This is a genomic window from Pseudomonas sp. MT92, from assembly GCF_058792515.1.
The window spans coordinates 1-10,948 of the sequence record NZ_JBXAFA010000037.1; the positions used below are offsets into that span (position 1 = coordinate 1).

Sequence of the window (10,948 nt, forward strand, 5' to 3'; positions counted from 1 at the left end):
GCTGGAGATCGGAAAGCCCCTTTACGGTGGGATTCAGAGCTTACGTTGGTTTTTGGTTCCATTGCTCCCCAAACCCCAATAATCGGCTTTGCCGAAAAGGGCGTTCAGGGCTTCGTCGGTCATGGCGTTTTCTCCGTTAGAGATAACATCATAACACGGGTTAGAGAGGGGTCGTCTCAGAAAACGGAAAATAAAGCACGCTAAGCGTGCGTGGAGGCTGGCACCCAGCGGTACAGCGTCGGAATGGACACGCCGAGGTTCTTGGCCACGTCCTTGGGCGGCACCCCGCTGGCCAGCAGCTTCTTGGCCGACTCGATCTTGCTGTCGGTCATCTTCGGCTTGCGGCCGCCTTTGCGGCCGAGCTGCTTGGCGACTTCCAGCCCGGCGCGGGTGCGCTCGACGGTCAGCTCGCGCTCCATTTCGGCAAGGCTCGCCATGACGTGGAAGAAGAACCGCCCGGATGGTGTGCCGGTGTCGATGGAGTCGGTGAGGCTCCTGAACTGGACACCGTGCTTGTGCAGATCGCCGACCAGATCGACCAGTTGCTTGACCGACCGGCCCAGCCGGTCGAGCTTCCAGACGACCAAAGTATCGCCTTCGCGCAGCATTTCGAGCGTCTTGGCCAAGCCAGGCCGGTCTGCCCGCGTGCCACTCACCTTGTCCTCGAAGACCTTTTTACATCCGGCCTTGCTCAAGGCTTCGCGTTGCAGCTCCAGGTTCTGATCCTGCGTCGAGACGCGCGCATAGCCAATCAACATGGCTTGTCTCGCGCCCGGTCGATGCGTTCCTGCATCGCCTGCATCACTTCTTCGTGGGTGTACGATCTGGCGTTGGCGTCGGTGGCTTGCCGCAGGGCTTCCTCAACCTCGCGCGTCATCCGCTCGTAATCCTCCGGCCACAGCGCTTGCTCCATGCGCAGCGACGCCTGACCCAGCAGGTGCAGCAGGCTGAACAGCCGCATGTCGTTGGTGGCGACGATGCGCTCCCGAATCTGCTCCTGAATAGCTTCGCTAGCCCGATGCGCTTGTGGTGTGGCAGTCCCCTCGTAGTCAGCGGGGAATTCCGCTTCCTCGGCAATCCTTGCCCAGGCGCTGGCCAGCGCCTCGATGGTTGACGTGCTCATTTCCGCCGCTCCTGTGCTCTTTGGCGAATCAACCGGCCAAGGGGCCTCGACGCGAAAACCAGCAGCATCACGCCTATCGGATACCAGGTCGAGAAGACCACCAAGGCATCGAAGGCTGGCCGTCCGGTGTTGGTAGGCAGTACGGCGGTCACAGCCATCAACCCGCCGACCGTCCAGATGATGCGCCACACGTAGGGCATCACGCGGGGCACGTAGCCGTCATCGAAAGCGGTCTGGTAGTAGCGGCGCAGGCCGCGCTCGGCAAGCGCCTGGCGCTGCCGCTCCGACAGCGCATCCGTCCGGCCATACCAGCGCCGGAATGGTGGACAGCGCAGCAGCAAAGGGGTGAAGAGGATCATCACCGCCACGATCGCGACACCCCACGCCATGACGGCGCCGGCATCGGGCCGCTTGGCGTTCTCGATCACGGGCGCGAAGACGCCCGGAGCACCGATCATCCAGAACAGCGCAATGTGCTGATGGAAGGAGAGCTTCATTTGCTCATCCACTTGCGCAGCAGGCGCTTTTTCAGGGAGGCGCGTTCTTGCGGGTTGCGTCCCTTGTGATTGGCGATGCGATCCGCCGTGGCGGCCTGGCGCTTGACGGGCCAGTAGGAGCGGCCATCCTTGCCCATCGACCAGACGCTGCTGGCCTGGTTTTCCAGCAGGGGCAGATGGGCGCTCAGGGCTTCGGGCGACGCGCTGGTCAGCGCCGTGCGCTCACGGGTGCGCCAGCGCTGATGCCAGAGCTTCTTGTCCTCGCGCTCGCTGCCGCAGGTCGTGTGCCCGACGATGGGTGTTTTGCGGCGGCTGCGGCTCATAACGTAGTGGTCTCCAAGAACATTCAGGACTGATCCCAGGCGTCGATGGTCAAGACCTGATCGGCAGGACAGGCGGCTACGCGGTCGGGAACTGGATGGTGTTCAGTCTCATGCCGACCCCATTCGATTGATCGCGTCGCTTGCGGCACGCTGCGACGCAAGGAGGTTTGCGACCTGGTTTAGCAGCCGTGTCCGCTGCATGTCTGTTACCTATCTCCCCGACCGCTCATTGGACCAACTCCAGAGATTGGGCTCTATCGCTCAGCCAATACGAAACCGGCATTGGCTGATGCCACAACCGAGACGAACACAAATGGCTCGGTACCTGTATTTCGCGCCCCGTGCACTTGGCCCGGTCTTGCCACGGCTATCTCACCTTCCCTGAGGGCACGAACAATCCCATTGCCCTGAAAGTAATCAGCCATTCCCGACAAAACAGTCCACGTGTCTTGGCCGTGAGGATGAATGTGAGCCGCAATTTCCTGCCCGGGATGGACATGCCAAACCACGATAATTGAGTCTCGGGTTTCAAGCACAACGGAACGAATAGGCTCGCCTTCGGACGGCTGAACATACTCGGCTACAGAAAATATTCTCGATTCAACAGTCATCGGAGATCCCTCTTTCACAGTGCCCCCAGACAGGCTGGATATGAGTTCTAACTCGAATTTGAACGGGAGGCTGGTCGTGCGGTCGTGCAGTTGCCGATGAGCGTGTCGGCTGCTGCCTCCTTGCCCACCAGCGAACTCACGTCCGTTGCGGCCATCCAGAAGGTCTTGCCCGAGCGCGGCTCATAGGTCGCGGGATCGAACACGCCAGAGGGGCCGAACATCGGCGGCTTGATTGGTCATGGCTCCATGCCTTTGTCGTTACGGTCTTCATCGTCGGCATCCTGACGCACGGCGGGCAATTGCTGGAGCAACGCCGGCAGCCATTCCTGTACCGTCTCCCACACCACATCGAGGTTGATGTCGAAATAGCCGTGAGCCATGCGATTACGCATATTACGCATATTGCGCATGCTGCGCCACGGCACGTCGGCATGCGCCTGGGTGAACTCGACGTAGCCATCCATCACCTTTGTGGCCGCCTCGCCGATGACGATCAGGCTCATGATGACGGCCTGCTGGGTGCGCTTGTCGGCCAAGAAGTCGTCCTTGGCCATCCCTTCCACGAAGCTGCGCGCATCGGTTGCGGCCTGCTGAATGTGGTCGAGGTAATCGGGCAGGCGGTTCTCGCTCATATCGGTTGCGCCTCCGCGAGCACCTTGGCCCGGAACTTCGGCGGCAGGTCGCCGGGAGTCAGCAGATCGACGTCAACGCCGAGCAGCGATTTCAGTTCTTCTTCCAAATCGCCCAAGTCCAACAACGTGGCACCGGGCAGCGCATCGACCAACAGGTCGAGGTCGCTGCCATCCCGGTCGGTGCCATGCAGCACCGAGCCGAAGACGCGCGGGTTCGCGGCGCGAAAGCGGCCTACCGCTTCACGCACTGCGCTTCGCTTCATGTCAAGCACAACAGACGGTCGCATGGGCATCCTTTCTTATCGAAACTCGTTGAGATGATATGCAATCAAGAATAGAATTTCAAGAACTATTTTCGAGAATCGCAATGCCTTGATTCCCGTGCCGCGCTGTCGTTTTCAGAAGACGGCTGCGCCAAATGTCAGAAGCCGAATGCACTACAGCAGCAAAGGGGGTTGAACCCATCAGGGAATGACGGGCGGCAGGCGGCCAGGAGCGGCCGGTCATCAAGCGCTCCGGATAGCGGCCACCCCGGCGGGAGGATATGCTATACGCCTGTGCCCGGAATCGATCAGACCACACACCATGCCAGCTGCTGCTTTACCTGCGTTGTTATCTTGCCTTGCGCGATATTTCTTATTCTAAACAGAAGGTTGCAGAACATGTTATCCGACATCCCGATGTTATGCGGCAGAACTGTCGCCCTAAAACAAAGGGGTAAAAGATGATATACTCTCGTTTCGTTTTTAAATCCGCCAACGTGATCAAAAGAAATAAAACAGCCTGAGTCCTTATGTAATTTTAGGTCTCAGGCTGTTAATGTCTGTCTGCGTGACAGGGCTTATTTTCGAACTAAGATAAAGCAGGTCACGAGTTTGCAGTCATTGGATGTTCTGTTTTTTCATTTTATGTCATTTGGTCAATTCTTACATTTTCAGGGCTTGTTTTACGGTTTCCTTCAGAGGGGTCAAGGATCCGATCAGTTTTTGCAGATCATCTGATGTTTTGGACGCTTCTCCTTTGGAAATCGCGTCATAGATCGCTGCCGTAATTTCAGCAAACGGCTCAGGGACACCAGCGTTTACGAGGAAATTTTTCTCTTCTTCGAATGAGACAGGCTGATGCACGACTTTTTTGCCGGAAACCTCGGAGAGAATTTGGGCAAGTTCATCAAAGGTCCACGGTTGATTGGAAACAAGGTTATACGTTTTGTTTTCATGCCCTTCCTCTGTAAGAACCGTTGCGGCAGCCAAAGCAAGTTCATTGCGTGTTACTGAATTAACGATCCCGCTTCCCGCATTCGTAACAATTGCTCCAGACTCTATGGATGCGCGCAGCCCCTCATTTACAAAAAAGTCCGTATATAAGGCATTACGCAGGAAAGTATACGGGATATTGGTCGTACGGATGGCATATTCCGTTGCTAAATGTACGTGTGCAAGGGGAATTATTGATTCCTCAGCAAAGGCATATCCTGTGTAAGCAATATGTTTGACTCCCGCATCTCTGGCAGCTTTTACGACATTTGCATGTTGAACGATAAGAAGCGTATTATCATAATGCGGACCTGAGATAAAGAGCAGCTTGGAGACACCTGCAAAAGCCTTTTGAAGAGATTCCGGTTGATTATAGTCGCCATGGCGAACTTCCACGCCTTGATCGGCAAGAGTAGAGGCTTTTTCAACATTACGCACGATGGCAATGATTTGACTGGCGGGAACTTTTTTGAGCAAATGTTGAATCACAAGCCCACCGAGTTGACCAGTAGCACCTGTAACCGCAATTGACATAATCATTTCTCCTTTTTTTTCTAAAAATTTTTTGAATAAATAACATCATCTAGGTGGCGGAAGCCAAAAATAAACGAAGGCGGCCGCAATTGAAGACTGGATTGAGGAATGACTGTTTATTATGTATTTCGGCCATTCTTGCCCACCATTATAATTGCATCAGAAATGTAAATCAAATCTTATGCCTGTGCTGCTAAACAAGGTGAATGCCTCCTATCATTTTGTCGCGCCTATCATAGATAAGGCCGTGCAATCAAAATTTTTACAAGTCAACTCCTCTTTTTAGCTTTTTAATAGTTTGCCGCTGTTGTTCAACTCATGAAAAAGTTATTTTCTCTTTCCCTAAACTAGATAAACCTATGATGCTTCGTGTTTTTTTATATGGGTTAGATGCCAGATTTGGCGTTGCGTATGCTCACAGAAAATCGATAGCCGCAAGACTGTTTTTGGCAACTCATAGCCACTACAATTTCTCCTTCATACCGTAGAGGAGATTGCGCGTGAAGAACTGGATATTTCTGGCTGTTGCAATCTTTGGCGAGGTCATCGCAACTTCCGCACTGAAGTCTAGCCATGGATTCACTAGGTTAGTTCCTTCCGTTGTAGTTGTGGCTGGCTACGGGCTTGCGTTCTATTTCTTGTCTCTCGCGCTCAAGTCCATTCCGGTCGGTATTGCTTACGCTGTATGGGCTGGGCTTGGCATCGTGCTTGTGGCAGCTATTGCTTGGATTTTCCATGGCCAAAAACTAGACTTCTGGGCGTTCATTGGCATGGGACTTATCGTCAGTGGCGTCGCCGTTCTAAACCTGCTATCCAAGGTCAGCGCACATTGACCGGGTTGGCATCTAACAATTCATTCAAGCCGACGCCGCTTCGCGGCGCGGCTTAATTCAGGCGTTGAACGACAGCTTCCGTCAAAGCTGGACGGCTGCATCGGGTCGACACCGGCAATCGGATCGTTGCCGCACTGAACAGCCTCGTTCCAGGTCGCCGCTACTATGCGGCTGAACCTCGGGAGAGCAGCTTTACGCCGTCTGGTCGCAGCTCTCCCTTGGGTGACACATGCCGGTAGAGCGTCTGCCGGGTAATCCCCAGTTCTTCGCAGAGATCGCCCACCTTGGTTTCCGGTTGCCCCATGCTGGCCATCGCCAGGCGTAGCTTGGCGGCGGTCATCTTGAAGGGGCGCCCCCCTTTCCTGCCGCGAGCGCGCGCCGAGACAAGCCCGGCGACCGTTCGCTCGGAAATCAACTCCCGCTCGAACTCTGCCAGCGCAGCAAAAATGCCGAACACAAGCTTGCCGGCGGCAGTCGTCGTGTCGACCGCTGCACCGTGACCGGTCAGGACCTTCAGTCCCACGCTACGCGCAGTCAGGTCGTGCACGGTATTGATCAGGTGGCGCAGATCGCGGCCGAGCCGATCGAGCTTCCATACGATCAGCGTATCCCCTTCACGAAGCGCCTTCAGGCAAGCAGCCAACCCTGGGCGATCATCGCGTCGGCCTGATGCCAGATCCTCGTAGAGATGGGCAGGACTCACGCCGGCGCCGATGAGCGCATCGCGCTGCAAATTGGTGGATTGGGATCCGTCCGCTTTCGACACCCGCATATAGCCGATCAACATCTCTTCGCCTGTCACATATACGTTCGATTATGTGACAGTGTGAGCCAGAACGTGCCGGTCGTCAAAAATTGTCACTTAACCCGTAATTCTGTCTAAGGCATACAAAGGGTGTTTATGGTTAGTAAAGTGACGGCGCAAGACAGCATCGTGCAGGGGACTCCTGAGCAATCCCATCCCCTCGCGGCGGCTCGTGCATACGACTACTGAACAGGTCGTGTCAGCAGTCCTATGCACTCGGTACGGCCAACCCAATGAACCGGTGCAGTCGCCTTCTGAAAACGACACGCGCCGGTTGCCTTGGCGGGCTTGTCACAAACCTACGTTTTCAAGAAGAAGGAAACCGCATGCCCCGCCGTTCGATCCTCTCCGCCGCCGAGCGCGAAAGCCTGCTGGCGTTGCCGGACACCAAGGATGAGTTGATCCGTCACTACACGTTCAGCGAAAGCGACCTCTCCATCATCCGGCAGCGGCGCGGCCCGGCCAATCGGCTGGGCTTCGCGGTGCAGCTCTGCTACCTGCGCTTTCCCGGCGTCATCCTTGGCGCTGATGAGCCACCGTTCCCGCCATTGCTGAGACTGGTCGCCAACCAGCTCAAGGTCGGCATCGAAAGCTGGGACGAGTACGGGCAGCGTGAGCAGACCCGACGCGAGCACCTGGTCGAGCTGCAAACGGTGTTCGGCTTCCAGCCGTTCACGATTGGCCACTACCGGCAGGCTGTCCAGTTGCTGACCGAGCTGGCCATGCAAACCGACAAGGGCATCGTGCTGGCCAGAGCCTTGATGGGGACGATAGAGAAAACGGAAAAAATCGTACGTTAAGCGTACGGCCTGTCAGGTTGAGGCCCTAGAGGTTGCCGGCGAGGCGTCAGAAAATGCTGGAATCGGCCCTATCCTGACGCGGCCCAAGGTTCCGGCCTGACGCCTAGTTAGGGCGTACCGATACGGTACAATTAATTTTTGAAATGGCGACAAACGGCTATTTTCTGGCGGTCGTATCACAGACCAATTCGATGCTATATTTACAATTTAACTGGGGGCGCTGGTAAGCGTAATGCAATACTACGCTAAGCGAGGCGAGACGATGATGCACAAGCATGGGATGGGCAGATAGGTTTTTTGAGGCTGTAAAAAAGTTAACACACTCACATGAAGGGGGTGAAATGGATACACGATTATTTGCATTCGTCGGCGGAGACAGCGGTCTTTGGCGGATCGTTGGAACCGAAACCATAGTTGGCAAGTCACTGCCTGAAGCCAAAAGGCTCAACGTAATATCTGCCTCAGAGTTGCAGCCCGAAACCAATGCACCCTGGGTACTTCGCGGAATAACAAGCAATGAACGGTATGTCATGCGCGAAGAGAAGAACGAAATTGTGGTGAAGCAGCAAGGGCTAGCGCGCCCAGAAGCAACTTGCGCTGCGTTGATACCGATCCGAAAAAACGCAGCTTGGTGGGAATTCACGCAAGACGAGCGCCGGAGCGTTTTCGAAAAGTCAAAGCACATCCAAATCGGGCTCAACTACTTGCCTGCAGTAGCGCGCAAGCTCCACCACTGCCGCGACCTCTCTGAAAATGAACCGTTCGATTTTCTCAATTGGTTCGAGTTCGCGCCAACCCATGAGGCTGAGTTCAACGCATTGCTTTCCGAACTGCGTGCAACAGAGGAATGGAAGTACGTTGACAGAGAAGTCGATATCCGTCTCGTGCGAGAGGCGGCGTAGGTCAATCCCCGTCTGACCGCTCAGAGGCGTTAGCGGGCAGCCGGCACTGCATCTATTGATTTTGGATAGCTTGGAACCCGGCATTTCACTTGCAATTAATTCGAGCACGCCGCCATGAAATGCGAGCCGCCGCCGTCGATTGCAAGCTCGTTTGCAGATAGCGTGAGCATCAGCGCGCCGTCAGTTGCAGTTAATTCGAGCCGAAAGCGGCGTCGAATGCGAGCACGCCCGTTTTCAAACGCGAGCCGCTACAACTACCTGGTGCCGCCCGCGAAATTCGCCAGCCTCAAGCAGGCCAGCGAATTGCCGCTGGCCGTGGCCACCGATTGCGACCAGTACCTGCATGACCGGCTGACGCTGCTGGAAACGCAGCTCGCCACCGTCAACCGCATGGCGCTGGCCAACGAGCTGCCGGACGCCATCATCACGGAGTCGGGCCTGAAGATCACGCCGCTCGATGCGGCGGTGCCCGATACCGCACAGGCCCTGATCGACCAGACGGCGATGATCCTACCGCACGTCAAGATCACCGAATTGCTGCTGGAGGTAGACGAATGGACGGGCTTCACCCGGCACTTCGCCCACCTGAAGTCAGGCGACCTGGCCAAGGACAAAAACCTGTTGCTGACCACGATCCTCGCCGACGCGATCAACCTGGGCCTGACCAAGATGGCGGAATCGTGCCCCGGCACGACCTACGCCAAGCTGGCCTGGCTGCAAGCCTGGCACATCCGCGACGAAACCTACGGGGCGGCACTGGCCGAGCTGGTCAACGCGCAGTTCCGACATCCCTTCGCCGAGCATTGGGGCGACGGCACCACGTCATCGTCGGACGGCCAGAACTTCCGCACCGGCAGCAAGGCCGAGAGCACCGGCCACATCAATCCGAAATACGGCAGCAGCCCAGGGCGGACGTTCTACACCCATATCTCCGACCAGTACGCGCCGTTCCACACCAAGGTCGTGAACGTCGGCGTGCGCGACTCGACCTACGTGCTCGACGGCCTGCTGTATCACGAATCCGACCTGCGGATCGAGGAGCACTACACCGACACGGCAGGGTTCACGGACCACGTCTTCGCGTTGATGCACCTGCTGGGCTTCCGCTTCGCCCCGCGCATTCGTGACCTGGGCGACACCAAGCTCTACATCCCGAAGGGCGATGCCACCTACGAGGCGTTGAAACCGATGATCGGCGGCACGCTCAACATCAAGCACGTCCGCGCCCATTGGGATGAAATCCTGCGGATGGCCACCTCGATCAAGCAGGGCACGGCGACGGCCTCGCTGATGCTCAGGAAGCTTGGCAGCTACCCGCGCCAGAACGGCCTGGCCGTCGCCCTGCGTGAGCTGGGACGCATCGAGCGCACACTGTTCATCCTGGACTGGCTGCAAAGCGTCGAGCTGCGCCGCCGCGTGCATGCCGGGCTGAACAAAGGCGAGGCGCGCAACGCGCTGGCCCGCGCCGTGTTCTTCAACCGCCTGGGGGAAATCCGCGACCGCAGCTTCGAGCAGCAGCGCTACCGGGCCAGCGGCCTCAACCTGGTGACGGCGGCCATCGTGCTATGGAACACGGTCTATCTGGAGCGGGCCGCGAACGCCTTGCGTGGCCACGGTCAAGCCGTCGATGACGGCCTGTTGCAGTACCTGTCGCCGCTCGGCTGGGAGCACATCAACCTGACCGGCGATTACCTCTGGCGCAGCAGCGCCAAGATCGGCGCGGGCAAGTTCAGGCCGCTACGGCCGCTGCAACCGGCTTAGCGTGCTTTATTTTCCGTTTTCTGAGACGACCCCAGAGATAACGCAAGAATTATTTTTACCGCTCCATGCCCCGGTCGTTGGCGCGGTACTGCTGCCGCTGCTCGGCCAGCAGCTCGCGCACCTGCTCGCGGCGCTGGCCGTCGCTCAAGATGCGTTCAAGGATGGCCGGGCGTGCCGCATTGGGCGCGGCGTTGTAGCCGTCAATCAGCTTCTTCAAGCCCTCGGGCGCAGCCTTCCATTGCTCGCCCCGGTCGCTCCAGCCTCCGGCCTTCATCTCGCGCTTGACGGCCATTGCTGCAAAGTCCTTGGGCACGGCTTCGCGCTCGCGCTCGGCCTTCTTCTCGGCCTGCTGGCGCTTCTGCTGCTCGAACTCCTGGCGCACCTTCTCCCGGCGCAGTTCCTCCAGCTCGGCCACCTTGGCCAGCGTCGGCGCTTGCTCGGCGCTGATGCGCTGCTGTGCCTGGCTGCGCAGGTGCTGCACCTGCAAGCCTGCCTGCTCGATCTGCGGCCCCAGCTTCTGCCACTCGGCCCGGTTTGCCTCGCGCTGTTCCTCCAGCTCGCGCAGCTTGGCCGCGTGGCCTATGCCCTTGTCGTGCAGCCAGGCTTGCACCTTGTGCGCTTCGCGCCATTCCTGCGCCTGGTCGCGGGCGCGGGCTGAGGCGCTGCCCGCTTCGGTGTGCCGGTTCTGGAGCGCCTGCCGCTCTTGCTCTGCCTGCAAAACGCCCCGATCACGCTCTACCAGGTCAAGCGCCTTCGGTGGCCGAATGCGCCCGATTTCGTGGGCCAGCTCGGTGCTGGGGATGTAAGCCGGAACCCCAGAAATTTCCGTCACCCTAGTTGGGTGGGCTCAACACTCGTGTCACCAGCTACC

Annotated in this window: 12 protein-coding genes and 2 pseudogenes; 4 read left to right on the plus strand and 10 right to left on the minus strand. The window is 57.7% G+C overall.

All coding sequences use genetic code 11. From position 1 onward, the window contains the following. Positions 1-200 precede the first annotated feature (200 nt). The 8 genes from AC1Q6D_RS32895 to AC1Q6D_RS32930 form a co-directional block, all read right to left on the minus strand. Positions 201-758, minus strand: coding sequence for a recombinase family protein (locus AC1Q6D_RS32895; RefSeq protein WP_003100847.1), 558 nt, complete (start codon positions 756-758; stop codon positions 201-203). Further along, the gene (locus AC1Q6D_RS32900) at positions 752-1,123 is read right to left on the minus strand and encodes a hypothetical protein (RefSeq protein WP_003100853.1); all 372 of its coding nucleotides are present in this window, start codon (positions 1,121-1,123) and stop codon (positions 752-754) included. Before AC1Q6D_RS32900 ends, AC1Q6D_RS32895 begins: the two co-directional genes overlap by 7 nt. After that, positions 1,120-1,620, minus strand: a complete 501-nt coding sequence (locus tag AC1Q6D_RS32905) for a hypothetical protein (RefSeq protein WP_003100856.1) — start codon at positions 1,618-1,620, stop codon at positions 1,120-1,122. Before AC1Q6D_RS32905 ends, AC1Q6D_RS32900 begins: the two co-directional genes overlap by 4 nt. Further along, positions 1,617-1,943, minus strand: a complete 327-nt coding sequence (locus AC1Q6D_RS32910; RefSeq protein ID WP_003100858.1) for a hypothetical protein — start codon at positions 1,941-1,943, stop codon at positions 1,617-1,619. The genes AC1Q6D_RS32905 and AC1Q6D_RS32910 overlap by 4 nt, the downstream gene beginning before the upstream one ends. A gap of 254 nt (positions 1,944-2,197) precedes the next feature. Further along, entirely contained in the window at positions 2,198-2,554 is a 357-nt protein-coding gene (locus AC1Q6D_RS32915; RefSeq protein ID WP_003465043.1) for a cupin domain-containing protein, read from the minus strand. A gap of 236 nt (positions 2,555-2,790) precedes the next feature. Continuing rightward, positions 2,791-3,186 carry a HepT-like ribonuclease domain-containing protein gene (locus AC1Q6D_RS32920; RefSeq protein WP_025297688.1) on the minus strand — a complete coding sequence of 132 codons (396 nt, stop codon included), beginning with the start codon at positions 3,184-3,186 and terminating at the stop codon, positions 2,791-2,793. Next, positions 3,183-3,449 (minus strand): nucleotidyltransferase family protein, encoded by a 267-nt coding sequence (locus tag AC1Q6D_RS32925; RefSeq protein WP_016487057.1) that lies wholly within the window; start codon positions 3,447-3,449, stop codon positions 3,183-3,185. The genes AC1Q6D_RS32920 and AC1Q6D_RS32925 overlap by 4 nt, the downstream gene beginning before the upstream one ends. Before the next feature lie 663 nt (positions 3,450-4,112). Then, positions 4,113-4,976: an SDR family oxidoreductase gene (locus AC1Q6D_RS32930; protein ID WP_036174241.1), complete on the minus strand. Its 864-nt coding sequence runs from the start codon at positions 4,974-4,976 to the stop codon at positions 4,113-4,115. A gap of 500 nt (positions 4,977-5,476) precedes the next feature. Here AC1Q6D_RS32930 and AC1Q6D_RS32935 point away from each other — a divergent pair, with 500 nt between their 5' ends. Further along, a complete protein-coding gene (locus AC1Q6D_RS32935; RefSeq protein WP_043876060.1) occupies positions 5,477-5,809 on the plus strand; it encodes a quaternary ammonium compound efflux SMR transporter QacF in 333 nt (110 codons plus the stop codon). A gap of 163 nt (positions 5,810-5,972) precedes the next feature. Here the strand turns inward: AC1Q6D_RS32935 and AC1Q6D_RS32940 are convergent, their stop codons facing one another. Further along, positions 5,973-6,596, minus strand: coding sequence for a recombinase family protein (locus tag AC1Q6D_RS32940; RefSeq protein WP_011222094.1), 624 nt, complete (start codon positions 6,594-6,596; stop codon positions 5,973-5,975). 344 nt (positions 6,597-6,940) lie between these two features. Between AC1Q6D_RS32940 and AC1Q6D_RS32945 the strand changes: the two are divergent. From AC1Q6D_RS32945 to AC1Q6D_RS32955, 3 genes and pseudogenes are all read left to right on the plus strand, one after another. After that, positions 6,941-7,408, plus strand: a pseudogene (locus AC1Q6D_RS32945) (DUF4158 domain-containing protein); the annotation flags it as partial. Positions 7,409-7,755: 347 nt separating this feature from the next. Further along, positions 7,756-8,316: a chlorite dismutase family protein gene (locus tag AC1Q6D_RS32950; RefSeq protein WP_002718009.1), complete on the plus strand. Its 561-nt coding sequence runs from the start codon at positions 7,756-7,758 to the stop codon at positions 8,314-8,316. Positions 8,317-8,568: 252 nt separating this feature from the next. Then, positions 8,569-10,077, plus strand: a pseudogene (locus tag AC1Q6D_RS32955) (Tn3-like element ISPa38 family transposase); the annotation flags it as partial. A gap of 55 nt (positions 10,078-10,132) precedes the next feature. Here the strand turns inward: AC1Q6D_RS32955 and AC1Q6D_RS32960 are convergent. Beyond that, the gene (locus AC1Q6D_RS32960) at positions 10,133-10,909 is read right to left on the minus strand and encodes a hypothetical protein (RefSeq protein WP_218277320.1); all 777 of its coding nucleotides are present in this window, start codon (positions 10,907-10,909) and stop codon (positions 10,133-10,135) included. Positions 10,910-10,948 lie beyond the last annotated feature (39 nt).

Coding starts and splice junctions, on each gene's coding strand:
- AC1Q6D_RS32920 (WP_025297688.1), bottom strand. CDS start 3,186: ATGAGCGAGAACCGCCTGCCCGATTACCTCGACCACATTCAGCAGGCC.
- AC1Q6D_RS32895 (WP_003100847.1), bottom strand. CDS start 758: ATGTTGATTGGCTATGCGCGCGTCTCGACGCAGGATCAGAACCTGGAG.
- AC1Q6D_RS32910 (WP_003100858.1), bottom strand. CDS start 1,943: ATGAGCCGCAGCCGCCGCAAAACACCCATCGTCGGGCACACGACCTGC.
- AC1Q6D_RS32950 (WP_002718009.1), top strand. CDS start 7,756: ATGGATACACGATTATTTGCATTCGTCGGCGGAGACAGCGGTCTTTGG.
- AC1Q6D_RS32925 (WP_016487057.1), bottom strand. CDS start 3,449: ATGAAGCGAAGCGCAGTGCGTGAAGCGGTAGGCCGCTTTCGCGCCGCG.
- AC1Q6D_RS32915 (WP_003465043.1), bottom strand. CDS start 2,554: ATGACTGTTGAATCGAGAATATTTTCTGTAGCCGAGTATGTTCAGCCG.
- AC1Q6D_RS32905 (WP_003100856.1), bottom strand. CDS start 1,620: ATGAAGCTCTCCTTCCATCAGCACATTGCGCTGTTCTGGATGATCGGT.
- AC1Q6D_RS32900 (WP_003100853.1), bottom strand. CDS start 1,123: ATGAGCACGTCAACCATCGAGGCGCTGGCCAGCGCCTGGGCAAGGATT.
- AC1Q6D_RS32940 (WP_011222094.1), bottom strand. CDS start 6,596: ATGTTGATCGGCTATATGCGGGTGTCGAAAGCGGACGGATCCCAATCC.
- AC1Q6D_RS32930 (WP_036174241.1), bottom strand. CDS start 4,976: ATGTCAATTGCGGTTACAGGTGCTACTGGTCAACTCGGTGGGCTTGTG.